This is a genomic window from Actinomycetospora cinnamomea (assembly GCF_003096675.1).
GTDB classification, from domain to species: Bacteria; Actinomycetota; Actinomycetes; order Mycobacteriales; family Pseudonocardiaceae; genus Actinomycetospora; species Actinomycetospora cinnamomea.
Map to the genome: position 1 here is coordinate 97,594 of NZ_QEKW01000001.1, position 25,194 is coordinate 122,787.

The window sequence follows — 25,194 nt, forward strand, 5'->3', positions numbered from 1 at the left end:
TCGGCGCCGCGCGGGAGGCGCCGGGCGGGACGTCAGGCGACCGCCAGGTGGGCGGCCACGCGTGCCGCGGCGGCGTCGCCGGTGGCGAGGCAGGCCGGCACCCCGACGCCGTGCCACGCGGCGCCCGCGACCGCGAGGCCGGGCAGTGCCGCGACGCCGGCCTCGACGGCGGCGACGCGGTCGAGGTGCCCGACGCCGTACTGCGGCAGGCCGCCCGGCCAGCGCACCACGGCGGTCTCGACGGGCACGGCGTCGATGCCGGTGAGCGCGGCGAGGTCGTCGCGTGCGGCGCTGACGAGGTCGTCGTCGTCGCGGCGCAGCGCGGCCAGCGAGGCGGCGTCGCCGTGGCGCCCGACCGACAGGCGCAGGACGGCCGTCGCGTCGGGGTCGTCGGGGCGGGCGTGATCGGACGCGGCGAGGTGCGGCCACTTCTCCGAGGTGAAGGTGGCCGCTTTGATGGTCCAGGGCAGGCCGTCCGGGCGCCGCTCCCCCGCCCCGACGAGCACCCCGGACCGGCCGGCCAGCGGCGCGGCGTCCGCGGCGGGCAGGGCGAGGAGCACGAGCGCCGAGGAGGCCAGCTCGATCTCCCCGGCCGCCCGAGCCGCGGCGGGCGCATGGTCGGCGAGCAGGCGGCGCACGGCGGGTGCGGGGACGGCGAGCACGACCGCGTCGGCGTCGACGTGGCCCACGATGTCCGCTCCCGTGTCGGCGACCTCCGCGCGCCACCCGGTGGGCGTGCGGGCGAGCGCGGTCACGGTGCGGCCCAGCCGCAGCTCAGCGCGGGCGGCGAGGGCGAGCGTGGCGGGGAGGTCGGCGAGGCCGCCCCGCAGGGTGCCGAAGACCGGCACCGGGGGCGCCGCGTCCGCGGGCGGTGCAGGCAGGCACGCCCGGGCGGCGGCGAGCAGCGAGCGCGGGTCGGCGTCGAGGGCCGCGGCCAGCGCGGGCACGGTGGCACGCAGGCCCAGCCCGTCGGCGTGGCCCGCGTAGACCCCGCCGAGCAGCGGGTCGACCAGCCGGTCGGCCACCTCGTCGCCCAGCCGCGCCCGCACGAGCGCGCCCACGGCGACGTCACCGCCGGGCTCCCAGGGTCCCGGGCGGTCCTCGCGCAGCGCGGCGAGCCCGGCGGGCGAGAGGACGCCGGCCGCGACGTCGGGGTCCCCGGGCACGCCCATCACGGTGCGCGGGGGCAGGGGCACCGTGCGCCCGCCCACTCGCAGCGCCGACGCCGCCGGCCCGGGGTGCACGAGCTGGTCGTCGAGCCCGAGCTCGCGGATCCGCGCGGCGGCCTCGGGACGGCGCGCGAGGAAGGCCTCCGCGCCCACGTCGACGCGCCGTCCGCCGAGCTCCATCGCGGCGAGCTTGCCGCCCAGCGCGCGCGCGGCCTCGACGACCACGATCTCCGCGTCGGGCCCGAGCAGCGTGCGCAGACGGTGGGCCGCGGCGAGCCCGGAGACCCCGCCGCCGACGACGAGGACGCGGGTCACGGCAGGTCGGCGGAGTGCACCAGGTCGACGACCCGGGCGAGCGCGTCGGGGTCGGTCTCGGGCAGCACGCCGTGGCCGAGGTTGAACACGTGGCCCTCGGCCGACGCGCCCTCGGCGAGGATGCGCCGGACCTCCCGCTCGACGACCTCGGGGCCGGCGAAGAGCAGCGCGGGGTCGAGGTTGCCCTGCAGCGCCCGGCCCGGTCCGACGCGGGCGGCGGCCATGTCCAGGGGCACGCGCCAGTCGACGCCCACGACGTCGGCGCCGGCCTCGCCCATGGCGCCGAGGAGCTCGGAGGTGCCGACACCGAAGTGGATGCGCGGCAGCCCGGTGTCCGCGAGGCCCTGCAGGACGCGCGTCGAGTGGGGCAGGACCAGCTCGCGGTAGTCGCGCTCGGACAGCGCGCCGGCCCAGGAGTCGAACAGCTGCACGGCGTCGACGCCGGCGTCGACCTGGGCGCGCAGGAACGTCAGCGTGGTGTCGGCGAGCGCGGAGCACAGCGCGTGCCAGGTGGCCGGCTCGGCGTGCATGAGCGCCTTGGTGCGCTCGTGGTTGCGGCTCGGCCCGCCCTCGACGAGGTACGACGCGAGCGTGAAGGGGGCGCCGGCGAACCCGATGAGCGGGGTCTCCCCCAGCTCGCGCACCAGCAGGCGCACCGCCTCGGCCACCGGCGCGACGCCCTCGGCGTCGAGGGTGGGCAGGGCGGCCACGTCGGCGGCGGTGCGCACGGGACGCTCCACCACCGGGCCCGTGCCCGCGACGATGTCGACGCCCACGCCCGCGGCCTTGAGCGGCACGACGATGTCGGAGAACAGGATCGCCGCGTCGACGCCGTAACGGCGCACCGGCTGCAACGTGATCTCGCAGGCGAGCTCGGGCGTGAGGCAGGCCTCGAGCATGCCGCTGCCCCGGCGGACCTCGCGGTACTCCGGCAGCGAGCGTCCGGCCTGGCGCATGAACCACACGGGGCGCCGTGACGGGCGCTCGCGGCGAGCGGCGGCGAGGAACGGCGCGTCGGGGAGGTGGCGGCGCGCGGGGACGACGTCGGTGGCCGCGTCCGCGGTGCCTGCCCTGCTCATGGTGCCCCCATCCTCCCACGCCGTCCCCGGGCACCGCCGCGCGTGCCGGGTTCGTGGAGCGAGGGACGCCCCGAGTGCGTCAGACGCAGCGAGCGACGCCCTCGCTGGGCACCGGGGCGGGTGCGCACCGGGGTTGCTCGGCGTGGGAGGTGCCGGAAAGAACCCGTTCGGCCTACTGTCATCGAGGTGACGGCGCCCACCACCCACCCCGAGACGTTCCGGCGCGCGGTGGACTCCCTGAGCGATCTGCGCACCCGCCCGGAGATCGAGCTGCGCACCATGCGCCCGCCGCAGCGCCTGGCGCCGTACTCGGCCGCGTGGAGCGCGGAGGTGCTCGCCGGGCCGCCGGCTCCGGGCGCCCGCGAGGTGGACGACGCGGAGGTCGTGGTCACCGGCCGGCTCGTGCTGTTGCACGACCCGGAGGGCCAGGACGCGTGGGACGGCACGCTGCGCGTCGTGACGTTCGTGCGCGCGGAGCTCGACCCCGAGCACGCCGGCGACCCGCTGCTGCCCGAGGTGGCGTGGTCGTGGCTGACCGGCGCGCTGGAGGACTCCGGTGCGGCGTGGACGGCGCTGGGTGGCACGGTGACCCAGACCGCCTCGGTGCGCTTCGGTGACATCTCCGGACCGAGCCACGCGACGGACCTCGAGCTGCGGGCGTCCTGGACGCCCACCGAGGACGTGCTGACGGCCCACGGCGAGGCGTTCGCGGGCGTCCTCGCGATCGCGGCGGGACTTCCGCCGGAGGGCGTGGCGACGCTCGGTGCCCGCCGCGCCGGGCGCTCGGGCTGACCATTTTCCGGTACCACGGGTATCGGAACACGCAATTTCCGCAGGTCGTTCCGGGTCGTTCCCGTTCGTCGAACGGATGCTCAGGCAGGCGTCCGATCAGCCTGATCGTGCTCCGTCCGTCACGGGGCGGCGTTGGGTCGTTGGTTGCAGTGCGGCTGGGACGGTCGGCGCCACTTCGACACGCTGCGTAGCAGCGGTTACACCTAGTGTCACCGCGAGACGATTCTGCGTCGTCTGTCCACTCCAAAGGGTGACCGTGAGCACGTAACGCGCGAAACTCCACCGAGCGAAGTTGGCCCTGATGCTCTCGTTAACTCGCCCGGGGGGATATGTTCTCTCGCACGCACTTCCTCGTCCGATCGGCGGCGCGGTCGATGGGTCGGGGGCCGGGGTGCGGAATGTCGGGGGGCAAGACCGACTTCTAGGAGGTACTCGACGTGGCTACCGTGGGCCCAGGCATGGCCCTTCGCGGCGTCGCGAGCGGCTTGCTGCCGCCGGCCATGGTCCCGCATCCGCGGGAAGAGATGTTCACCGTGCTGGTGGTCGACGACCACCCGCTGCTGCGTGAGGCGATCGCACAGCGGCTCTCCTCGATGGGCGCGGGCACCGTCCACGAGGCGGCCTCGATCTCCGAGGCGCGCACCCGGGCACTGGCCAGCGGCCCGTGCGACCTCGCGATCCTCGACCTGGGCCTGCCGGACGGCAGCGGCCTGGACCTGATCGCCGAGCTGCGGGCGCAGGGCTGGAACCGGGTGGTGGTGCTGGCGGCCTCGGACGACCCGTCGGCGGTGCGTGCGGCCTTCCAGGCCGGCGCGCAGGCCTACCTGCTCAAGTCCGCCTCGCCGGGTGTCGTCACCGACGGCGTGCGCCGGGTGCTCGAGGGCGGCCTCTACGCCGATCCCTCGGTCGCCCCGCTGCTCGCCGCGGGCACCCGCGTGCCGGCGACGGACAACACGCCCCGCGAGCTGTCCGCCCGCGAGGTCGAGGTGCTCCAGCTGGTGGCCGACGGCCGCTCCAACAAGGAGATCGGCGACGCGCTGAGCCTCTCGGCGCTCACCGTCAAGAGCCACCTCTCCCGCATCGGGCGCAAGCTCGGCACGGGCGACCGGGCGCAGATGGTGGCGCTGGCCATGCGGGCCGGCGTCATCCGCTGAGCGCGAGGGTGCGGGGGTCGGCCGGTGCGTCGACCCCGACCACCCGCTCCGCGGACCCCGCCGGGGGCGCCGGCGGGGTCCGCGGGCGGCGCTCGTCGGCGGACACTTCCACGGCACGCGCCGACGCGCCGCGCGCCCCGAGGGCCGCGAACGGGCAGACTGTCGAGGCAGTGGACGCCGCGCAGACCGACGAGCACGCTCCGGGAGACCGATCGGGGCGGACCCCCGGAGACGACCCGACGGTCGTCGACCTGCTCGTGCCCGCCGAGGGCGTCCCGCCCCTGGTGACCGACCGGGACGCGCTGGCCGACACCGCGGCCCGCCTCGCCGCGGGCACCGGCCCGGTCGCGGTCGACGCCGAGCGCGCCTCGGGCTACCGGTACTCGGCGCGCGCCTACCTCGTGCAGCTGCGACGCGCGGGTGCGGGCAGCTTCCTGGTCGACCCCATCGCCTGCGACGGCGACCTCACCCCGCTCGACGAGGCGCTGCGCGGGGTCGAGTGGGTGCTGCACGCCGCGTCGCAGGACCTGGCGTGCCTGGCCGAGGTCGGCATGCACCCCGACCGCCTCTTCGACACCGAGCTCGCCGGGCGCCTCGTCGGGTACCCCCGCGTCGGGCTCGGCCCCCTCACCGAGAACCTGCTGGGCGTGCGGCTGCAGAAGGGCCACGGCGCCGCCGACTGGTCCCGCCGTCCGCTGCCCGCCGAGTGGCTCACCTATGCCGCCCTCGACGTCGAGCTCCTCGTGGAGCTGCGCGACGCCGTCGCCGCCGACCTCGAGCGCCAGGGCAAGACCGTCTGGGCCGAGCAGGAGTTCGAGGCCGTCCGACTCGCCGCGCCCCCGCCGCCGCGCGCCGAGCCGTGGCGCCGCACCTCGGGCCTGCACAAGGTGCGCCGGCCCGCGGCGCTCGCCGTCGTCCGCGAGCTCTGGGAGTCCCGCGACACGCTCGCCGCCGCCCGCGACATCGCCCCCGGCCGGCTGCTGCCCGACGGGGCCATCGTCGACGCCGCCCTGCGCGAGCCGTCGCGCCGCGACGACCTCGTCGCCATGCCCGTGTTCCGGGGCCGCGCCCAGCGCCGCCTGGCCGACCGCTGGTGGTCCGCGATCGAACGGGCCCGCGCGCTGCCGCGCGACCGCTGGCCGGCCACGGCCGCGCCGCCCGACGGCCCGCCGCCGGCCCACCGCTGGGGCGACAAGGACCCGGCCGCCGCCGCGCGTCTCGCGGCGGCACGCGCCGCGCTCGCCGAGCTCTCGGAGGAGACGGGCACCCCGGTGGAGAACCTCCTGACCCCCGACCTCGTGCGGCGGCTGTGCTGGTCGCCGCCGGAGCGCGCCACGCCCGACGCGGTCCGGACCGCGCTCGCGACACTGGGGGCACGCCCCTGGCAGGCGGAGCTGACCGCGCCCCGGCTCGCCGAGGCGCTGACGGCGCAGCCGGCTCAGCCCGCTCAGACCTCCGCCGACGCGGGCTGAGCCCCGACCCGCTGGCTGGTCAGCGGCAGGACCACGGTCACCGCCAGCCCCCCGCCCTCGACGGGCTCGGCCACGGCCCGGCCCCCGTGCGCCCGCGCCACGGCGCGCACGATCGACAGGCCGAGCCCCGTGCCGCTGCCGGTGCGCCCGGCCCCGCGGCGGAAGGGCTCGAACAGCTCGGCGACCGTCGCCGGCGCGACCACCGGCCCCGACGACGCGACGTGCAGCACGGCGTGGCCGTCCTCGGTGCCCGTGTGCACGGTGAGCCACCCGCCCTCGACGTTGTGGCGCACGGCGTTCTCGACGAGGTTGCCGGCCACGCGTCCGAGCAGCGCGGCATCGCCGGCCACGGGCGCCGGCCCGAGGTCGGTGGAGATCCGCAGGCCCCGGTCGCGGGCCTCGGCGCGCACCGCCTCCAGCGCGAGCGGGACCGTCTCGGCGAGGTCGACGGGCTCGGTGGGGACGGCCTCGGTGGCCTCGGTCCGCGCGAGCAGCAGCAGCCCGGCGACGAGGTGCTCGGCGCGGCGCGTGGCCTCGCGGACCACCTCGGCCATGCGCCGCAGCTCGGCGACGTCGGCGTCGGGGTCGGCGAGGGTCACGTCGACCTCGGTGCGCAGCACCGCCAGCGGGGTGCGCAGCTCGTGGCTGGCGTTGGCCACGAAGCGTGTCTGCGCGTCGAACGCCGCCTGCAGCCGGTCGAGCATCGCGTCGAACGTGGCCGCGAGCTCGGCGACCTCGTCGCGGGGACCGGTGAGGCCGATGCGGGCGTCGAGCGACGTCGCCGACAGCCGGCGTGCGGTCGCCGTCACCTCGTGCAGCGGGCGCAGGACGCGGCGCACCAGCACCCACGACACCAGCGCCGCCGCCAGCACGACCATCGCGAACGCGATCGACCCGACGCGCAGGACCTCGACCCGCGCGGCCTTGCCGAGCGCGTCGGCGAGCTCCCCGGCCGGCACGCGCACGCCGTCGACGAGCACCGGGGTGTCGGGCGGCAGCTGCGGGACGGCGGCCGCGACCTCGCCCACGAGCATCCAGCCGAGCCACACGAGCAGCACCGCCACCACGGCGACGAGCCCCGTGGCCAGCAGCGTGAGCCGCACGCGCAGGCCGGGGCCCCGGCGCAGGGCGGACGTTCCGGCGGGCACGCCAGGACGCTACGGGGCGCCGGGCGACCCCGGGGTGAAGCCCCCGGGAGTCAGACGGTGGCGGGCGCCTCGGCGGGCACGCGGTAGCCCGAACCCACGACGGTGTCGATGATGCCGGGCTCGCCGAGCTTCTTGCGCAGGGTCATGACCGTGACCCGGACCGTGGTGGTGAACGGGTCGGCGTTCTCGTCCCACACGCGCTCGAGCAGCTCCTCGGAGCTGACGACGGCGCCGCGGGCGGCCATGAGCACCTCGAGCACCCCGAACTCCTTGCGGGTGAGCTCCAGCGGGACGCCCCCGCGGGTGACGGTGCGCTTCGAGGGGTCGAGCACGATGTCGGCGGCGCGCAGCACCGGCGGCACCGCGGGCGTGGCGCGGCGACCCAGGGCCCGGACGCGGGCGACGAGCTCGGGGAAGTCGAACGGCTTGGGCAGGTAGTCGTCCGCGCCGAGGGCGAGGCCCTCGACCTTGTCGCGCAGCGTGCCGCTGGCGGTCAGCATGATCACCCGGGTGACCCCGCCGACGATCTCGGTGCACAGGTCGTCGCCGGAGCGGCCGGGCAGGTCGCGGTCGAGCACGACGACGTCGTAGCGCGTGACGCCGACCTTCTCGCTGCCCTCGTCGCCGTCGTAGGCCACGTCGACGGCCATGCCCTCACGCCGCAGGCCCCGGGCCAGGGCATCGGCCAGCGCCTGCTCGTCCTCAACGATCAGTACTCGCACGCCTCCACGGTGCCACAGCGGACCTGAGGGCCCGCTGAGAGAAGCCGCAGGTCAGCGTGCGAATGAGTCCGCCGTGTCGCCCCCGTCGGGCAGCGTGGTGGCGTCCCGCCCGGAGACCCACTCGGTGACGCGGCGGGCGACGTCGGCGTCGGTGAGCCCGGCCGCCGAGAGCACCTGACCCCGGGAGGCGTGCGCGAGGAACTCCTGGTCGAGCCCGAGCCGGCGCACCGGCACGTCGACGCCCGCCACGGAGAGCGCCTCGGCCACCGCGGACCCGACGCCCCCGTGGCGACCGCCGTCCTCGACGGTGACCACCAGGTGGTGCTCGCCCGCGAGGTGCAGCAGGGCCTCGGGCACGGGCTGCACCCAGCGCGGGTCGACCACGGTGACGCCGATCCCCTGCGCGGCGAGGCGCTCGGCGGCCTGCACGCCGAGCTCGCCGAACGCGCCGACGGCGACGAGCAGCACGTCGGCCACCCCGTCCGACCCACCCACCCCGGAACCGGCCTCGGGGAGGCGGTCGACCGCGGTGGGGCGCGGGGCCGCCCGCGAGGCGCGACCGGGCTCGGCGAGCACGTCGACGCGGCCCGGGCCCGCGGCCGGGCCGAGATGGCGCAGCGCCGGCACCTCGGCCGGCACGGCGCCCTTCGACCAGCGCAGGGCCGTGGGGCCGTCGCCGATCCCGACGGCCTCGCGCAGCTCGTCCCGCAGGGTCGGCGCGTCGCGCGGGGCGGCGACCCGCAGGCCCGGAACGATCCCGAGGACCGACAGGTCCCACATGCCGTTGTGGCTGGCGCCGTCGTCGCCGGTGACCCCGGCGCGGTCGAGCACCACCGTCACCGGCGCGCGGTGCAGCGCCACGTCCATGAGCAGCTGGTCAAAGGCGCGGTTCAGGAACGTCGAGTAGATGGCGACGACGGGGTGCAGGCCGCCGGCGGCGAGCCCCGCCGCCGAGGTCATCGCGTGCTGCTCGGCGATGCCGACGTCGAAGAGCCGCTCGGGGTAGGCCTGCCCGAACGGGGTGAGGCCCGTCGGCCCCGGCATGGCCGCCGTGATGGCCACGACGTCCGAGCGCTCGCGGCCGAGCTCGAGCATCGCGTCGGTGAACACCGACGTCCAGCCCCGGGCCTTGGGACCCACGGGCAGCCCGGTCTCGGGGTCGAGCACCCCGATGCCGTGCATGAGGTCGGCCTCGTCGGCCTCGGCGGGCGCGAACCCGCGGCCCTTGGCCGTCACGGCGTGCACGACCACCGGCCCGCCGAAGTCGCGGGCCCGGCGCAGCGCGTGCTCCATCTCGGCGACGTCATGGCCGTCGACCGGGCCGAGGTACTTCAGCCCGAGGTCGGCGAACAGCGGCTGCGGGCTGAGCGCGTCCTTCACCCCGACCTTGGCGGCGTGCACCGCCGAGTACAGCGTCGAGCCGATCACCGGCACGCCCTGCAGGGCGCGCTTGCCGTGCTCGAGCGCCTGCTCGTAACGGGGCAGCAGCCGCAGCGACGAGAGCTTGCGCGAGAGCCCGCCGATCGTCGGCGAGTACGAGCGGCCGTTGTCGTTGACGACGATGACCACCGGGCGGTCGGGCGCGGCGGCGATGTTGTTCAGCGCCTCCCAGCACATCCCCCCGGTCAGCGCACCGTCGCCGACGACCGCGACGATCGCGCGGTCGCGGCCGGTCAGCGCGTCGGCCTTGGCCAGCCCGTCGGCCCAGGACAGGGCGGTGGACGCGTGGGAGTTCTCCACCAGGTCGTGCTCGCTCTCCGCGCGGCTCGGGTAGCCCGAGAGACCGCCGTCCTGGCGCAGCCCGTCGAACTCCCCGGCCCGTCCGGTGAGGATCTTGTGGACGTAGCTCTGGTGACCGGTGTCGAAGATCAGCGCGTCCCGGGGCGAGTCGAACACCCGGTGCAGCGCCAGCGTCAGCTCCACCACACCGAGATTCGGTCCGAGATGCCCGCCGGTGCGGCAGACCTTGTCCACCAGGAACGCCCGGATCTCCGACGCGAGCGTGGCGACCTCGTCCGCATCGAGGCCGCGCAGGTCCGCAGGGGTGCGGACACGGTCCAGCAGCGTCACTGAAGGTCACCTCGGCTCCGCAGGCGGATCAAACGGCCCGGCCAGTCTACGGACGCCCGGTGCCCCCGCAGCGTGCGAAGCCTCCGCCCCTACGGGCGGGGGCGGCGGGCCACGTAGACCACGGCCGGCGGGACGTTGGCCCACACGGTGCGGCTGACCACGACCTCCTCGAACGCGGCCTCGAGGTTGCGCTGCACCTGCTTCGCGGTCGGGAAGAAGCGGATCCACGCGTGCGCGAGCTGCGTCACCGCCCCGCCCGGCGCCGCCAGGCGGGCCAGCGCCTCGAAGATCGAGGGGCCGGTCGTGGGCGCCGTGACCAGCCACGGCAGACCGGACACGGTGAGGTCGGCGCGCACCCCCTCGGCGAGCAGGCGCTCGACCACGGCGTTCGCGTCGTCGCAGAGCACCTCCACCTTGGGGTGCCGCTCCGCGAGGAGCGCGGCCATCCGCGGGTTGAACTCGACGGCGATGTGCCGGCCCCGGCCCGCCAGGCGCTCCTGGAGGACGTCGGTGACCTGGCCGGTGCCGGCGCCGAGGTCGAGCACCACCGGGTCGCCGGTCTCGGGCAGGGGCGCCGCGGCCTGGCGGCACAGGGGCCCGCCGCTGGGGACGAGGGACGCGACGTTGAGGGGGTCGCGCAGGAACTCACGGGCGAAGGTCTGGATCTCGGACACGATGACTCGTCGACTCCGTCACGGTGGGGTGGTGTCCGGTACGGGCTGCGGATTCGACCCGGTCACCGGCGGGGCGAGTGCCGCGCCCGCGGCCGCGACGGACGCGAGGAGCGCGCGGGCCACCTCGCCGACCATCGCGTCGTCGGGCGAGAACTCGGGGTGGTGCAGGCCCGGGCCCGCGCCCGGGGTGGTCCCGGTCGCGGCCGCGCCCACGAACAGCATCAACGACGGCAGAACGTCACCGTAGTGGGAGAAGTCGTCGGCGCCACAGGAGCGGAACGTGGTGTCGAGCACCAGCCCGGTCGGGGTGCCCTCCCCGTCGACCCCGTCCCCGTCGACCCGGTCCTCCGCCCCACGCCCCCCGAGCGCGGTCGCGACGGTGCGGGCCAGGGCCTCGTCGTTCACCACCGCGGGCTCGTTGGGCACGACGGTCAGGGTGGCCGTGCACCCGTAGGCGGCGGCGGTGCCCTCGACGTGCTCGCGGACGGCGTCGAGCAGCTCGTCGCGGCTCGCGTCCAGCGCCCGCACGGTGCCCCGTGCCGAGGCGCTCTCGGGTACCACGTTGGGCGCCGAGCCCGCCTGCACCTGGCCGACCGTGACGACGCCCGCAGTCATGGGGTCGACGCGCCGCGACACCACGTGGTGCACCCCGCAGACGATCTGGGCCAGCGCCAGCACGGGGTCGCGGGTGCGGTGCGGGTAGCCGCCGTGGCCGCCGCGCCCGTGCACCTCGATCTCGATCTCGTCCGCCGAGGCGTTGACCGGCCCGCCGCGCACGGAGACCGTCCCGCGCGGCAGCTCGGGCTGGACGTGCACGCCGAGCACCGCGCCCACGCCGTGCGCGGTGAAGGCGGGCTCGGCGACGACGTCCGCCGCACCCGACGGGGCCTTCTCCTCGCGTGGCTGGAACACCGCGAGCACGGGAGCCGGCAGCCGGGCGGCGCCGACCCGGGCCAGCGCGCGCACGACGGCCACCAGTGCGGCGACGTGCACGTCGTGGCCGCAGACGTGAGCGACCCCGCCGGTGGCGCTGAACGGCAGGCCCGTGCGCTCGACCACCGGCAGCGCGTCGAGCTCCGCGCGCACCGCGACCGCGGGCGGCCCCTCCCCCGGCGCCGGGCCGAGGCGCAGCAGCGCGCCGGTGTCGGCCACCGGCTGCGGCGTCGTGCCGGGGGGCAGCGCGTCGGCGAGGGCGGCCAGCACGAGGTCGCGGCTGTCGGCCTCGTCCCCGGACAGGCGCGGGTCGCGGTGCAGCGCGTGCCGCAGCGCCACGGCCGCGTCGAGCTCCGCCTCCAGCGCGGCGCGCAGTGCGGGGTCGACGCGGGGCGGGACGGCGGGATGCGGCCGGCTCACGCCGGCATCCGCCCGTAGACCCGGCGCGCGTTCTCCGTCCCGATCATGGTGGCCACCCGTTCGGCGTCGGCGGGCGCGAGCTCGTCGGTCGCGCAGAGGTGCTCCAATAGACCACCCAGCGCGGACCGGAAGCGCAGCGCCCCCAGCAGGTGCAGCTCGGGCAGCCCGAAGGCGTCCGAGGAGTAGAGCACCTTGCCGTAGGGCGCCAGCTCCAGCAGCTCGGCGATGATCGTGGCCGCGCGCGCGCCGATGTAGGGCACGGCGAGGCCCACGTCGACGTGCACGACGGCGAACGCCTGCGCCAGCCACGCCGCCTCGCGGTGATACGGGTAACAGTGCAGGAGCATCAGCGGCACGCCCAGCGGCTCGACGAGGCGCGCGAGACCGACGAGCAGCGCGGGGTTGGCGCGGTGCAGGTCCTCGTCGGGATCGCCGAACCCGGTGTGCATCTGCAGCGGCAGGCCGGTGTCCAGGCCCGTCCACAGGCCGTGGCGCAGCAGCACGGGGTCGCGCAGGGGCTCGCCGGTGGCGGCGCGTCGCCGCAGCCAGCCGTCGGCGGCCCGCGCCACCTCCCCCGGCTCCGGGCGGGCGGGGTCGACGTCGAGACCCGCGCGGTAGGCGAGCACGCTCTTGCAGGCCACCGGCAGCGGGTCCGCCGAGGGAGCGGTACGGGCGGCCACCGCGTCGCGCAGCGCCTCGCCGTATCCCCCGGCGTCGACCCCGGCGTCGGCGAGCGCCTCGGCCACCGCCTCGAGCCGGACGACCTCGCCCACCGGCGCCCCGGCCGCCGTCCCGAGCGAGGCGGGCGGCAGCAGCCCGTCGGCGGCGAACCCGTGGTCGACGAACAGCGCGCCCACGCCGGCGCCGCCGAGGAAGCGGCGGGTCACCTCCTCGGGGCCGAGCTCGGTGCGGCGGGCGAGGTAGTCGTCGGCGGCGGCGTGCGCCGGCAGGTCGAGCGCGGGCGCGCACCACCGGCGGACCGAGAACCCCAGCGCGGAGTCGAAGCTGCTCGTGCCCCGCGCCGGGCCGGGGCCCTCGGTGAGCAGGGCCTCGAACCCGGCCCGGTCCAGGGGCCCGTCCACGACGCTGTGGCAGTGGTGGTCGACGAGCCGCACCCCGTCGAGGAAGCTCACCGGACCCGCGGGCACCAGCCCCGCACTGACCATGCTCCCGCTCACCGGTGACCCCCTCGACGCCGCCGGGTCCTGTGTACCGGAGCGGATCACGTCGCGAGCAGGGTTGCGACGCACTCGACGTGGTGGGTCATCGGGAACGCGTCGAAGGCGCGCAGCCCGGCCAGCGCGTAACCGTGCTCCGCGAGGGCGGCGACGTCGCGCGCCAGGGCCGCCGGGTCGCAGGCCACCAGCACGATCCGCGCCGCGCCCTGCCGCGCCAGCTCCCCGGCCAGGCGGCGCCCGAGGCCCTTGCGCGGCGGGTCGGCGACGATGACCGCCGGCGGCCCCGGCAGCCCGTGGAGCACCTTCTCCACCCGCCCCCGCACCACCTGCACCGCGGGCAGGTCGGCCAGGCACTCCCCCGCTGCCGCCGTGGCCGCCGGGTCGCTCTCGACCAGCACCACACGGCCCTGGGAGCCGGTGCAGCCGTCGGAGCCCACGGTGCCCACGGTGCCCACGGCGCCCACGCGCTCCGCGAGCGGGGCGGCGATGAGCCCGGCCCCGCCGTAGAGGTCCCAGGCGCAGGCCCCGGGCTCGAGGTCGCCCACCCCCTCGAGCACCGCGTCCACCACGGCATCGGCGGCGTGCGGGTGGACCTGCCAGAACGCCTCGGCCGGCAGCTCCCACGCGCGTCCGGCGGCACGTTCGTGCGCGGTGCCGTCGCCCAGCTCGGGGTGCCGCTCGCCCTCGAAGAGCTCGACGGCGTGCACCTCGCCCGCGGCGTCCCGGACGATCTCGACCTCCGCGGTCGGGGTCCACGACCGCTCGAGCACCGGCAGCAGCGCGCCCGGCGCGGCGATCGGGCAGTCGCCCACCGGCAGCACCTCGTGACTGCGGTGCGCGCGCAGTCCCGGGCGCCCGTCGTCCGTGACGGCCATCCGCATCCGCGTGCGCCAGCCCAGGGGCCCGCCGGGCAGCTCCTCGACGGTGACCTCGCGCTCGATCCCGGCCAGGCGGGCGAGCTGCTCGGCCACCACCGCGGCCTTGAGCTGCCGCTGCGCCGCCGGGCTCGCGTGCTGCCAGTCGCAGCCCCCGCACCCGCCGGGCCCGGCCCACGGGCAGGCCGGCTCGACGCGGTCCGGCGACGCCGTGAGCACGGCGACGGCGTCGGCGCGGCAGAACGACCCGCCGCCGTCCTCGGTGACCACCGCCCGCACCCGTTCGCCGGGCAGCGCGTGGCGCACGAACACGACGCGGCCCTCGCTGCGCGCCACGCAGTGCCCACCGTGCGCGACCGGCCCGACGTCCAGCTCGAGCAGCCGGTCGGTCCAGTCCAGGGTCTGCCGGGGGGCCGTCACCGCGGCCGCGCCGGGGTGCGGGACGTCGGCGCGGGCGCCGCGGCCGGGTTGGGCGGCGGGGCGGGGGCCGTCGGGCCGGTGCCGGGCGTCGTGCCGGGCGGGGGCTCGTAGCCGCGGCGCGCCGAGCCGGGCGCGCCGGGCGGGCGCCGCGTCGCGGCGCGCTTCGACGACTCCAGCTGCCACGGCACGCTGACCACCATCACCCCGGGCTGGAACAGCAGACGGCCCTTGAGGCGCAGGGCGCTCTGGTTGTGCAGCAGTTGCTCCCACCAGCGCCCGAGCACGTACTCGGGGATGAACACCGTGACCACGTCACGCGGGTTGTCGGTCCGGATCCGCTTGACGTACTGCAGGATCGGCTTGGTGATCTCGCGGTAGGGCGACTCGACGACCTTGAGCGGGACCGGGATGTCGCGCTTCTCCCACTCCGCGACCAGCGCCCGCGTGTCGGCGTCGTCGACGTTGACCGTCAGCGCCTCCAGCACGTCCGGGCGCGTGGCGCGGGCGTAGGCGACCGCCCGCAGCGTCGGCATGTGCAGCCGCGAGACGAGCACGATCGCGTGGTTGCGGCTGGGCAGCGTGCTGCTCATGACCTCGGGGGCCGCGATCTCCTCGCTGACCCGGTCGTAGTGGCGCCGGATCGACACCATCATGAGGAACGCCAGCGTGCCGGCGACGAGCGCGATCCACGCGCCCACCACGAACTTGGTGACCAGCACCACGACCAGGACCGTGCCGGTCATCGCGGTGCCGAAGCCGCTGACCCACCGCGAGCGCCGCAGGCGGGCCCGCTCGCCGGCGTCGGGCTCGGTGCGCAGGAGCCGCGTCCAGTGCCGGACCATCCCGGTCTGCGACAGCGTGAACGATACGAACACCCCGACCGTGTAGAGCGGGATCAGCGCGGTGACCTCGGCACGGAACCCGACGACGAGCACGATCGCGAAGAACGCCAGGAACAGGATGCCGTTGGAGAAGGCGAGCCGGTCGCCGCGGGTGTGCAGCTGGCGGGGCAGGTAGCGGTCCTGGGCGAGGATCGAGCCGAGGACCGGGAAGCCGTTGAACGCCGTGTTCGCGGCGAGCACCAGGATCAGCGCGGTGAAGATCGTGACCGCCCAGAAGCCGGGCGGGAAGCCGTCGAACACCGCCCGGCCGAGCTGGGCGACCAGCGTCTCCTGCCGGTAGCCGGGGGGAGCGCCGACGAGCTGCTCGCCGGGGCGCTCGGCCATGATCACGCCGGACGCGCGGGCCAGGTAGATCATCCCCGAGAACAGGAACACCGCGATCAGCCCGAGCAGGGCCAGGGTCGTCGCGGCGTTGCGCGACTTCGGCTTGCGGAACGCCGGGACGCCGTTGCTGATGGCCTCGACGCCGGTGAGAGCCGCGCAGCCCTGGGTGAACGAGCGCAGCACCAGGAAGACCAGCACGAGCTGCGAGAGGTCCTCGGTGGACTCGGCGCCGCCCTCGGGCCGCACCCCGAACCCGGCGCTCGGGGCGACGAGGGTCTCGCCCAGCACCAGCTGCACGAGGCCCCAGACGATCATGCCACCGACGCACACGACGAAGCAGTAGGTCGGGATCGCGAACGTGATGCCGGACTCGCGCACGCCGCGCAGGTTGATCGACGTGAGCACGAGGATCGCCGCGCACGCGAACAGCACCTTGTGGTCGCCGACGAAGGGGATCAGCGCCCCGAGGTTGTCAGCCGCCGCCGACACCGACACGGCGACGGTGAGCGTGTAGTCGACGAGCAGGGCGCTCGCGACGACCAGCCCGGCGTACCGCCCGAGGTTGACCGTCGCGATCTCGTAGTCGCCCCCGCCGGAGGGGTAGGCGTGCACGTTCTGCCGGTAGCTCACGATCACCGTGCCGAGCACGACCATCACGGCGACACCCACCCACGGCGACAGCGCGTACGCCCCCAGCCCGGCGAGCGAGAGGGTGATGAGCACCTCCTGCGGCGCGTACGCCACCGACGACAGGGCGTCGGAGGCGAACACCGGCAGGGCGATGCGCTTGCGCAGCAGCGTGCCGTGGAGTTCGTCGCTGCGGAACGGCAGACCGAGCACGAGGCGCTTGGTCACCGTGGCGAGCTTGGGCACGACACGAAGCGTAGGCGCGCCGGACCCGGCGCGTCGCACCCGAGGCGGGCGCCGCGGTCGCACATCCCGGTCGCACCGTCCGGGCGATACGGTGCGCACCGCTCGCGGGCACTCGTGGGACGCGCAGCGGCGGAGACCGGAGTCGGGGAGGCGGCGTGCACATCGTCGTGATGGGCTGCGGGCGGGTGGGGTCGTCGCTCGCCCTGGCCCTGGAGCGGCTGGGCCACGACGTGGCGGTGGTCGACCGCGATCCCCAGGCGTTCCGGCGTCTGGGCAGCGACTTCCACGGCCAGGAGGTCGTCGGCACCGGCTTCGACCGCGAGGTGCTCACCGCGGCCGGCATCCACCGCGCGGAGGCCTTCGCCGCGGTGTCCTCGGGCGACAACTCCAACATCATCGCCGCCCGGGTGGCGCGCGAGACCTTCGGCGTCGGCCAGGTGGTCGCCCGCATCTACGACGCCAAGCGCGCCGCGGTCTACGAGCGTCTCGGCATCCCCACCGTGGCCACCGTGCCGTGGACCACCGACCGCTTCCTGCGCATCCTGCTGCCCGACGGCGTGGCCACGGCCTGGCGCGACCCGTCCGGCACCGTCGCGATCATGCAGGTGCACTTCCACGAGGACTGGGCGGGCCGGCTGGTCACCGAGCTCGAGGAGGCCACCGGCAGCCGGGTGGCGTTCATCGTCCGGTTCGGCACCGGCCTGCTCACCACGCCGGACACGGTGCTGCAGGCCGAGGACGTCGTGTACACGGCCGCGGTCAGCGGCACCGTCGCCGCGGTCACCGCCGCCGCGGCGGCGGCCCCGGAGAGGGCGGAGTAGCGCGATGCGCGGGTCCGGGAGGGACGAGCGATGCGTGTAACCGTGGCCGGGGCGGGGGCGGTCGGCCGGTCGATCGCCGCCGAGCTCGTCGAGGCCGATCACGAGGTGATGCTCATCGAGCGCGACCTCGCCCAGGTGGAGCCCGAGGCCGTGCCGCAGGCCGAGTGGGTGCACGCCGACGCCTGCGAGCTCGCCTCGCTGGAGGAGGCGCGCCTGCAGGGCTGCGACGTCGTCATCGCGGCCACCGGCGACGACAAGGTCAACCTCGTGGTGTCGCTGCTGGCCAAGACCGAGTTCGCGGTGCGGCGGGTCGTCGCGCGCGTCAACGACCCGCGCAACGAGTGGCTGTTCACCGACGCCTGGGGCGTCGACGTGGCCGTGTCCACCCCACGCATGCTGGCGGCGATGGTCGAGGAGGCCGTCAGCGTCGGCGACCTCGTCCGCCTGCTGACCCTGCGGCAGGGCACGGCCAACCTCGTCGAGGTCACGCTGCCCGCCAACACCCCGCTCGCCGGGAAGGCGGTGCGCGAGGTGCCCCTGCCCCGCGAGGCGGCGCTCGTGGTCATCCTGCGCGGCGGCCGGGTGATCGTCCCGCAGGCCGACGACCCCCTGGAGCCGGGCGACGAGATGATGTTCGTCGCGGGCGAGGACGTCGAGGAGGAGATCCAGCGCGTCCTCAAGGGCGAGCCGGCCTGAGATGCTCCTATGCCTGGTCAAGAGGTGAGGACGCGGTGTATCTCGCGGGCTAGGTAGCGCTTGAGTTCCCTGAGTCAAGTTGCTGATGTTGGTCGGTCGCGGCGTGCGGCGTGTGTGGCCGGGTCGTAGGGGTTGCCGGTGTGCCAGCAGGCCCAGATGACGCGGAGCCAGGCGCGGGCGACGATGCGGATGGCGTGCGGGTTGCGTTTGCCCCGTCGGCGAGCGTTGGCATAGAGCTCGCCAGCCCAGGGTGACTGCAGGCGGGCGTTGTGGGCGAAGGTGGTGAGGGCCTGGCGGGCTCTGCTGTTGGCGGCGTAGCGGAAGTAGACCCCCGAGCTCTTGCCGGAGGCCTTGGTCACCGGAGCGGCGCCGCACTCGGTCGCGGCCTGCTCGGCGCTCTCCACCCGGTCGAGGATGGGACCGAGCTCGGCGAGCAGCTGAGCGAGGTTGATCGTGCCGACTCCGGGCAGCCCGGCCAGCAGCCGGGCTCGGGGGTGGGCGGCGACGCAGCCGGCGATGCGCTTCTCGATCTGGGCGATCGTGGCCTGCACCGCGTTCAACAACTGGATCTGGGCGGTGATGATCGCGCTCAGTGTCGTGGAGGGCAGGCCGACCGGCGCCACCGGTGCCGCCCGCAGACGAGTCAGCAGCTGTTCGGGGGTCTTCGAGCCGCGGTAGCCATGGCGTCGGCAGAACGCGGCCATGCGGGCTTCGCCGAGCCGCGCCGCGGAGTCGGGGGTGGGGTAGTCGGTCAGGAACGCTCGGGCGATCGGGGAGCCCAGTGAGGTGAACAGATCACGCGGCCCGGGCCAGTGCGCCTCGAGAGTGGCGGTGAGCTGGTTGATCGTGGCGGTGCGCGTGCGCACCTGGTCGTCGCGCAGCCGCACCAGCGCCTGCAGCTCCCGTAGCCCGGCATCGGTGGGCTCCAACCGGCGCAGCCGGTGTCCGTCGGTGCGCAGGTAGTCGGCGAGCTTGTAGCTGTCGCCGGGGTCGGATTTCGCTCCCGCGGCACCCCAGCGCGGTCGGGCGGCGTAGAACGCGGTGGGATGCACCGGAACCACCGGATGCCGGGCCCCGAGCAGCCGGTCCACGACCAGCCCGCTGCTCTTCTCGATGATCACCGGTAGCTGGTCGGGGTCGCCGTGGCGGCGCAGCCGGTGCAACGTCGCCGCCCAGCCCGCCTCGGTGTGGGCGAAGGACCAGCGCTCGACGACCGCACCGCTGTCCTCGAGCACCGTGACGTCGTGGGTGCGACTGGCCCAGTCCCAGCCGACATAGCGCATCTGGCCTCCCGATCGAGCCGTGTGGTTGGCTCGGCGGTGTCGAGGCCCTTCGCCGGTTCCTCATTGTTCGGCCCTCGGTCGGGCATGTCCCTAACGCCGGTCAAGGGTCTCGGCGCGTCGGAGGTGGCAGGACTCAAACTGGCCATCACCTGGCGAGGCAACGGGGCCATCCCCCGACGCGACCGCGAGCCACGGCCGGGGCTCGTCCCCGGCCGCCGCCCGATACTTGCCCAATGAGGCAACGGATGATCTCTAGGTTGCTCAGTCCCTGTGTTCGGCGGCGCGCGGCGTAATCCCGGGTCGGTTGGTGGGCCGAGAGTCGGACCAGGGCGATGATGTGCAGCGCATAGTTGGCGTGTCGGTCACCGCCGCGATTGAGCCGGTGGCGGGTGGTGCGCCCACTGCTGGCCGGCAGCGGTGCGGTGCCGCAGAGCTGGGCGAAGGCGGCTTCGGAACGCAGCCTCTCGGGGTTGTCTCCGGCGGTGATCAGTAGCTGGGCGGCGACCTCGGTGCCCACGCCGTAGACGGCCAGCAATGCCGGGGCGGTGGCCGCGACCAGTGGCCGCAGCTCGGTGTCGATGTCGTCGATCTCCTCGCGCAGCGCGGTGATCCGGCGAGCCAGCCGACGCAGGGTCAGCTTCGTCGCCGCGGTCACGGGGTCGGCGAGCTCGGCCAGCCCACGGTTGGCACGTAGCCGCCGGCAGGTCTCCAGCAGCTCGCGGGAACTCTGCCCGGCCAGCGCCTGGCGCAGCTCTGCCGGCCCGGTGAGCACGAGCGCCTTGAGCTGGTTGATGGCCTGAGTGCGGGCCTTGATCGCGCTGCGCCGAGCCACCCGCAACGTGCGGATCGCCTCGACCTGCCCGTCGCGAGTCTTCGGTGTGCCACTGGCCGTACCGCGCAGCACCGCGGCGGCGGCGGCGTAGGCATCGATCGGGTCGCTCTTGCCGCGCTGACGGCGGGTCGTGCGGTCGGGGCGGTCGACCTCGATCACCACCTGCCCCGCTGCGCGCAGGTGCCGGGCCAGACCGGCGCCGTAGGCGCCGGTGCCCTCCACCCCGAAGGCACTCACCTGCCCATGGCCTCGAGCCCAGACCAGCAACTGCTCATAACCGGCCGGCGTGGTCGGGAACCCCGAGTCAGCCAGCGGCCGACCAACCGCGTCGATGACCGCGGCGTGGTGGATGTCGCTGTGGGTGTCCACCCCGACCGTCACGTGAATCGCCGCCGGTGTGACATCCGGGCTTGTGCTGGTCATGCTCGTCATGTCGTCTCCCGCTCACACCGGTGATGGCGACGCGCGGCCGGGCGGGCTGGTCGGACAAGACAGTGACGGGCGCCTCTGGCACAGGCTCCTATGAGGTCACGGCCACCCGCCCGGACGTGCGCAACAGCGCCACCGGGAGCCGCCGACAGATCTCAGCCAAGACAGCTCTCGCGTCGGTCAGAACACCGGGTCAGACGACCCCCGATGACGCCAACACCATCCTCACTGTCAGGCCGCGCGGCTCCGGCGGGCCCCGGCGCCCCGGGACGCCGAGCGGCTGCGGCGGATCGCCCACACCGTCACCGCGGCGGCGAGCGCCGCCAGCGGCAGGCCCATGGCGAGTCGCACCCAGCCCAGCCAGGTGTCGGCGTACACCGAGTCGTAGAGCCACCGCTGGACGACGAAGCGCGCTCCGAACACCACCACCCACGCCAGGGACGCGAGGTCGTAGGCGCGCAGCACGCGCTTGTCGCGGCGCCACTCCTGGCCCTCGCCGTTGACGAGATGCCAGATGACCCCGACCAGCGGGCGCCGGACGATCACCGAGAGCAGGAAGACCCCGCCGTAGAGCAGGCTCGTCCAGATCCCGAGCAGGAAGAAGCCCCGGGCCTCGCCGGTGCGCCACGCGACGAAGGCGCAGACCGCGACGCCGAGCAGACCCGAGAGCGCCGGCTGCACCGCCTCGCCGCGCGCGAGCCGCCACCCGGCCACGAGCAGCGCCGACAGGACGGCCGCGACGACGGAGGCGACGAGGTTGCCGGCGACCGCCTGGACGACGACGAACACGACGACCGGCACGCCCGAGGCGACGATCCCCGACAGGCCGCCCATCTGCTCGAGCAGGGTCGGGGTGCGCGGCTCGCCCTGATCAGCGGGCTCCTCCGCGGACGGCTCGTCCGCCCGCGGGGACCCCAGGACCTCGGTGGGGGGGTCGTCGCCGGGGCGCGGGACCTCCACGGGCCCGGTCGGGGGGTCGGCCGGGCCGGCCTCGTCGGCACCGCGCCGGTGGCGGCGGCCGGTGGAGCGAGTCTCGGGTCGGATGGCTGCCTCCCGGGCGCGGGTCCCCGGGGTCAGGGCGCCCGCTGCAGCTCGTAGTACGGGTTGTAGATGACCTTGCGTCCGTCGCGGACGGCCACGCGTCCGCTGGCCCGCACGGTACGGCCCGGCTCGATGCCCGGGATACGCCGCCGTCCGAGCCAGACGAGGGTGACGCCGTCGGTGCCGTCGAAGAGCTCGGCCTCGAGGGTGGCGACCGATCCCCGCGGACAGATCTCCACCGACCGCAGCCGGCCCTTGACGGTGACGGCCTCGCCCGTGCTGGAGTCGCACGCCCGGTCGCACCCCGACCGGACGGCCTCGGCGGACAGGTCGTCGGCGTCGAGGTCGCCGACGTCGGAGGTGAGGCGCCGGACCATGCGACGCAGGAAGCCGGACTCGGCACTCATGGCTGCTCCATTGCCATCCCCGCGGCCGTCACCCCGGACGGGCGCCGTCGACCGCGGACGACTCCCAGGATAGTCCGGTCGTGCCCGACCGGAACGGGCGTCCCGCCGTGGGGAACGGGCCGGTCAGCCCCGTCCCGGCGACGTCCCGGCCCCGGCGCGCTGCGGGAGCATCATCGGGATCACGGGACCCTCGGGCCGGGTGATCTGGCGGGGCTTCGTCGGCATCGACTCCACCAGCGAGTCGGCGAACCCGGCCGGCACGTCCTCGGGGATCTCCAGGGGCAGCAGCGACCGCACGGGCAGCGGGTCCGAGGAGCGCGACACGACGGTCCCGCGGATCATCTCGCGCAGCATCCCGTGCAGCTTGAGCGCGTGCTGGACCTGGCCCGTCCCCACGCCCCGCAGCATCCAGCGCGGGCCCTCGACGCCGATCACGCGCGCGACCGTGTTGCCGTTGCGGGCGACCAGCTCGCGGCCCCACTCGCCGCGGTCACGGCGGATCGTGGCGCCCTCGGACTGCAGCTGGGCGGCGAGCTCCTCGACGAGCTCGGTCCAGAGCCCGCCGGTGCGCGGCGCCGCGAAGGCACTGACGGTGAGCCGGCCCTCGGGGACGAGGGCGTGCACGGCGCGCAGCGGGCCCGAGGGGTCGGGCTCGGCCTTGAGGCGGGCGCCGCGGGGGACCGGCAGCTGCACCGAGCCGAGGTCGAGGCGCAGCTTGCCGTCCCGGGGCGCCTCGTCGGCGTCCCAGGGGCCCTGGCGCTGGTGGTGTCGGCGACCGGCGGGGTCGGCGGCCACCGAGACCTGGGCCACGCGGCCCTTCTGCCGGTGGCGTCCGCCGCGCGGCTCCTGGCTCACCGAGGTCCTCCTTCGCTGCCTGTCCCCCGCGGTGCGGTACCCGACGAGCTCGTGCCGGACGGGCCGGTGCCCGTCGAGCCGAAGCCGCCCGCCCCGCGTGCCGACGGGGCGTGAGCGGCGAGCGCCTCGAGGTCGTCGACGCCGTCGAGGACGCGGAACACGGTCTCCTCGACGCGCTGCACCACGAGCTGGGCGACGCGGTCGCCGCGGCGCACCATGATCGGACGCGCCGGGTCGTGGTTGACCAGGCACACCATGACCTCGCCGCGGTAGCCGGCGTCGACGGTGCCGGGTGCGTTCAGCAGGCCGAGGCCCTCGCGGGCGGCGAGCCCGGAGCGCGGCACGACGAACGCCGCGTAGCCCTCGGGCAGGACCAGCGCCACGCCGGTGCCGACCAGGGCCCGCTCGCCGGGGCCGAGGGTGACGTCCCGGGCGGCCGCGAGGTCCGCGCCGGCGTCGCCGGGGCGCGCCCGCGCGGGCACCGGCAGCCCCGGGTCGAGGCGGACGAGGTCGACCTGCAGCACGGCGCGCGAGACTACTCTGGGTGTCGTGAGCCCCTCACGACCCACACCGCCCCCCTCACCGGGACCCGACGCGGGCCCTGCGAGGGGCACCGTCCACGCCGAGCGTCTCCGGGTGCCGTGGTGGTCGTGGCCGCTGGTCCTGCTGATGGCGGCGCTTCTGGCCGCCGAGGTGCACATGGGCTACCCCGGCCTGCGCTCCTGGCTGCCCTACGTGCTGCTCCTGCCGCTGGCCGTGGCGTTGCTGATCTGGGCGGGGCGGGTGCGCGTCGAGGTCGGCCCCGGGGCCGACGGCGAGCGCGAGCTGCGCGCGGGCGCGGCGCACCTGCCGGTGTCGGCGGTCGGGCGCGTCGACGTCGTCCGCGGTGAGGCCAAGCGCGAGGCGCTGGGCCCGCAGCTCGACCCCGAGGCGTTCGTCCTGCACCGCCCGTGGGTGGGCCCGGCCGTCCGGATCGAGGTGCTCGACCCGGACGACCCCACCCCCTACTGGGTCGTCTCCACCCGCCGCCCGGAGGACCTCATCGCCGCGCTCCGGTGACCACAGCTGATCAGGCGGCGCAGTCGCGGCAGATGAACATGCCGCCTCGCTGGTCGGCCAGCCGGCTGCGGTGGTGGACGAGGAAGCAGCTGCCGCACGTGAACTCGTCGGCCTGCTTCGGCAGTACGCGGACCGTCAGTTCCTCGCCGGAGAGGTCGGCCCCGGGGAGCTCGAAGCTCTCGGCGGTGTCGGTCTCGTCGACGTCGACGGCGGCGGACTGCGCTTCGTTGCGCCGGGCCTTGAGCTCCTCGAGGGAGTCCTCGCCCATCTCGTCGGTCTCGTTGCGGCGCGGGGCGTCGTAGTCGGTCGCCATTGCGGTTCCCACCCTCGGTCTTGCCCGGTTGTCTGCCGGTTCATCTGTGGCGTGCGGCAGCACAACGCGGGACGGCGACCGTTTGTGCCGGACCCGGAAAGTGACCCGGGTCTCACACGGGGAGTTGTCCCTCGGCACGGACGACGCGACGTCCGCGCGGCTGCGGAGCGGCGGGAGGGTAACCCACTCCAGGGCCGCGGAACAGCCACCCCGCGGGCACTACCCTGGTGCGGACCAACGTCGGCGGGTGCGGTGCGGGAGGAACGTCTGTGGTCGGCACGTCGAGCGGCACGGTCAGGGCGGCGACGTCATGGGTGCGCGAGGCCTACCGGCGCCGCAACCTCGTGCCCGCGACGGTGCTGGTCGCTGTCCTCGCCGTCGCGAGCATCGTCACCTGGACGATCGTGTTCACCAACTCCACCGCGGGGTCGGTGACCTCCTGCAACCCGTCACCGGTGGCCGGCGCCGGCACGCCGCAGTCCGCCGACGCGCTCGACGACACGTCGGCCGCGGCGCCGGGTGATGTGCGCGTGCACGTGCTCAACGGCGCCGGCCAGCGCGGCCAGGCCCAGCTGGCCGCGGCCGAGCTGGGCGAGCTGGGCATCGCGGAGGCCGCGCCGCCCGACAACGACCCCTTCTACCCCGCGCAGGACCTGTCGTGCGTCGGACAGATCCGTTACGGCCCGGAGGGCGCCTCGGCCGCCCGGACGCTGAGCCTGGTCGTCCCGTGCGCCGAGCTCGTGGCCGACCAGCGCTCGGGCAGCGAGGTCGACCTGGCGCTCGGCGACGACTTCCGCGACATCGCCCCCGGCCAGGAGGTCACCGACGCGCTGCGGGCCCTGGCGCGCCAGACGGCCACGGACGGCTCGGGCGCGCCGGACGCGGTGCCCGACGCCGCCACGCTCACCCAGCTGCGCTCGGTCGACTGCAGCACCTAG

24 protein-coding genes are annotated in these 25,194 nt (G+C 75.5%); 7 read left to right on the forward strand and 17 right to left on the reverse strand.

Features of this window, described 5'->3' with window-relative positions:
- Positions 1 to 32: 32 nt before the first annotated feature.
- Positions 33 to 1,484: a protoporphyrinogen oxidase gene (gene hemG / locus C8D89_RS00520; protein ID WP_116706139.1), complete on the reverse strand. Its 1,452-nt coding sequence runs from the start codon at positions 1,482 to 1,484 to the stop codon at positions 33 to 35.
- On the reverse strand, positions 1,481 to 2,563 hold the full coding sequence (gene hemE, locus C8D89_RS00525; protein ID WP_116706140.1) for a uroporphyrinogen decarboxylase: 1,083 nt from the start codon (positions 2,561 to 2,563) through the stop codon (positions 1,481 to 1,483). The genes hemG and hemE overlap by 4 nt, the downstream gene beginning before the upstream one ends.
- Before the next feature lie 186 nt (positions 2,564 to 2,749).
- Between hemE and C8D89_RS00530 the strand changes: the two genes are divergently transcribed.
- The 3 genes from C8D89_RS00530 (at position 2,750) to C8D89_RS00540 (ending at position 5,981) form a co-directional block, all read left to right on the forward strand.
- Complete coding sequence (locus C8D89_RS00530) at positions 2,750 to 3,355, forward strand: DUF3000 domain-containing protein (protein WP_116706141.1); 606 nt, start codon at positions 2,750 to 2,752, stop codon at positions 3,353 to 3,355.
- A gap of 458 nt (positions 3,356 to 3,813) precedes the next feature.
- Positions 3,814 to 4,509, forward strand: a complete 696-nt coding sequence (locus tag C8D89_RS00535; RefSeq protein ID WP_116706142.1) for a response regulator — start codon at positions 3,814 to 3,816, stop codon at positions 4,507 to 4,509.
- Between the two features lie 170 nt (positions 4,510 to 4,679).
- The gene (locus tag C8D89_RS00540) at positions 4,680 to 5,981 is read left to right on the forward strand and encodes an HRDC domain-containing protein (protein ID WP_116706143.1); all 1,302 of its coding nucleotides are present in this window, start codon (positions 4,680 to 4,682) and stop codon (positions 5,979 to 5,981) included.
- Here C8D89_RS00540 and C8D89_RS00545 read toward each other — a convergent pair.
- From C8D89_RS00545 to C8D89_RS00580, 8 genes are all read right to left on the reverse strand, one after another.
- Positions 5,957 to 7,129, reverse strand: coding sequence for a sensor histidine kinase (locus tag C8D89_RS00545; RefSeq protein ID WP_243417652.1), 1,173 nt, complete (start codon positions 7,127 to 7,129; stop codon positions 5,957 to 5,959). The two genes, C8D89_RS00540 and C8D89_RS00545, sit on opposite strands and share 25 nt — an antisense overlap.
- A gap of 50 nt (positions 7,130 to 7,179) precedes the next feature.
- The gene (locus tag C8D89_RS00550) at positions 7,180 to 7,851 is read right to left on the reverse strand and encodes a response regulator transcription factor (RefSeq protein WP_116706144.1); all 672 of its coding nucleotides are present in this window, start codon (positions 7,849 to 7,851) and stop codon (positions 7,180 to 7,182) included.
- Positions 7,852 to 7,902: 51 nt separating this feature from the next.
- Positions 7,903 to 9,921 (reverse strand): 1-deoxy-D-xylulose-5-phosphate synthase, encoded by a 2,019-nt coding sequence (gene dxs / locus C8D89_RS00555; protein WP_116706145.1) that lies wholly within the window; start codon positions 9,919 to 9,921, stop codon positions 7,903 to 7,905.
- Positions 9,922 to 10,010: 89 nt separating this feature from the next.
- A complete protein-coding gene (locus tag C8D89_RS00560; protein WP_116706146.1) occupies positions 10,011 to 10,595 on the reverse strand; it encodes a class I SAM-dependent methyltransferase in 585 nt (194 codons plus the stop codon).
- Between the two features lie 18 nt (positions 10,596 to 10,613).
- A complete protein-coding gene (locus tag C8D89_RS00565) occupies positions 10,614 to 11,948 on the reverse strand; it encodes a M20 metallopeptidase family protein (RefSeq protein ID WP_243417653.1) in 1,335 nt (444 codons plus the stop codon).
- Positions 11,945 to 13,126 (reverse strand): amidohydrolase family protein, encoded by a 1,182-nt coding sequence (locus C8D89_RS00570; RefSeq protein ID WP_243417655.1) that lies wholly within the window; start codon positions 13,124 to 13,126, stop codon positions 11,945 to 11,947. The genes C8D89_RS00565 and C8D89_RS00570 overlap by 4 nt, the downstream gene beginning before the upstream one ends.
- Positions 13,127 to 13,170: 44 nt before the next feature.
- Positions 13,171 to 14,421 (reverse strand): class I SAM-dependent RNA methyltransferase, encoded by a 1,251-nt coding sequence (locus C8D89_RS00575; protein WP_116706810.1) that lies wholly within the window; start codon positions 14,419 to 14,421, stop codon positions 13,171 to 13,173.
- On the reverse strand, positions 14,418 to 16,520 hold the full coding sequence (locus C8D89_RS00580; RefSeq protein ID WP_116706148.1) for an APC family permease: 2,103 nt from the start codon (positions 16,518 to 16,520) through the stop codon (positions 14,418 to 14,420). Before C8D89_RS00580 ends, C8D89_RS00575 begins: the two co-directional genes overlap by 4 nt.
- 155 nt (positions 16,521 to 16,675) lie before the next feature.
- Here C8D89_RS00580 and C8D89_RS00585 point away from each other — a divergent pair, with 155 nt between their 5' ends.
- Together C8D89_RS00585 and C8D89_RS00590 are read left to right on the forward strand one after the other, a co-directional pair.
- Positions 16,676 to 17,341, forward strand: coding sequence for a potassium channel family protein (locus C8D89_RS00585; protein ID WP_116706149.1), 666 nt, complete (start codon positions 16,676 to 16,678; stop codon positions 17,339 to 17,341).
- A gap of 30 nt (positions 17,342 to 17,371) precedes the next feature.
- Positions 17,372 to 18,037, forward strand: a complete 666-nt coding sequence (locus tag C8D89_RS00590) for a potassium channel family protein (protein ID WP_116706150.1) — start codon at positions 17,372 to 17,374, stop codon at positions 18,035 to 18,037.
- A gap of 74 nt (positions 18,038 to 18,111) precedes the next feature.
- Here C8D89_RS00590 and C8D89_RS00595 read toward each other — a convergent pair whose 3' ends face one another.
- From C8D89_RS00595 to dut, 6 genes are all read right to left on the reverse strand, one after another.
- The gene (locus C8D89_RS00595; RefSeq protein WP_116706151.1) at positions 18,112 to 19,320 is read right to left on the reverse strand and encodes an IS110 family RNA-guided transposase; all 1,209 of its coding nucleotides are present in this window, start codon (positions 19,318 to 19,320) and stop codon (positions 18,112 to 18,114) included.
- A 145-nt stretch (positions 19,321 to 19,465) separates the two neighbouring features.
- Positions 19,466 to 20,584, reverse strand: coding sequence for an IS110 family RNA-guided transposase (locus tag C8D89_RS00600; protein WP_116706152.1), 1,119 nt, complete (start codon positions 20,582 to 20,584; stop codon positions 19,466 to 19,468).
- Positions 20,585 to 20,812: 228 nt separating this feature from the next.
- A complete protein-coding gene (locus tag C8D89_RS00605) occupies positions 20,813 to 21,541 on the reverse strand; it encodes a DUF3159 domain-containing protein (RefSeq protein ID WP_243417657.1) in 729 nt (242 codons plus the stop codon).
- Positions 21,542 to 21,654: 113 nt separating this feature from the next.
- Entirely contained in the window at positions 21,655 to 22,029 is a 375-nt protein-coding gene (locus C8D89_RS00610) for an OB-fold nucleic acid binding domain-containing protein (RefSeq protein ID WP_116706153.1), read from the reverse strand.
- 123 nt (positions 22,030 to 22,152) lie between these two features.
- On the reverse strand, positions 22,153 to 22,884 hold the full coding sequence (locus C8D89_RS00615) for a DUF3710 domain-containing protein (RefSeq protein ID WP_116706154.1): 732 nt from the start codon (positions 22,882 to 22,884) through the stop codon (positions 22,153 to 22,155).
- A complete protein-coding gene (gene dut, locus C8D89_RS00620; RefSeq protein WP_116706812.1) occupies positions 22,881 to 23,405 on the reverse strand; it encodes a dUTP diphosphatase in 525 nt (174 codons plus the stop codon). The genes C8D89_RS00615 and dut overlap by 4 nt, the downstream gene beginning before the upstream one ends.
- 28 nt (positions 23,406 to 23,433) lie before the next feature.
- Between dut and C8D89_RS00625 the strand changes: the two genes are divergently transcribed.
- A complete protein-coding gene (locus C8D89_RS00625) occupies positions 23,434 to 23,943 on the forward strand; it encodes a DUF3093 family protein (RefSeq protein ID WP_116706155.1) in 510 nt (169 codons plus the stop codon).
- 10 nt (positions 23,944 to 23,953) lie between these two features.
- Here C8D89_RS00625 and C8D89_RS00630 read toward each other — a convergent pair whose 3' ends face one another.
- Positions 23,954 to 24,256: a DUF4193 domain-containing protein gene (locus tag C8D89_RS00630; protein WP_116706156.1), complete on the reverse strand. Its 303-nt coding sequence runs from the start codon at positions 24,254 to 24,256 to the stop codon at positions 23,954 to 23,956.
- A 269-nt stretch (positions 24,257 to 24,525) separates the two neighbouring features.
- Here C8D89_RS00630 and cei point away from each other — a divergent pair, with 269 nt between their 5' ends.
- A complete protein-coding gene (gene cei / locus C8D89_RS00635; protein WP_165825488.1) occupies positions 24,526 to 25,194 on the forward strand; it encodes an envelope integrity protein Cei in 669 nt (222 codons plus the stop codon).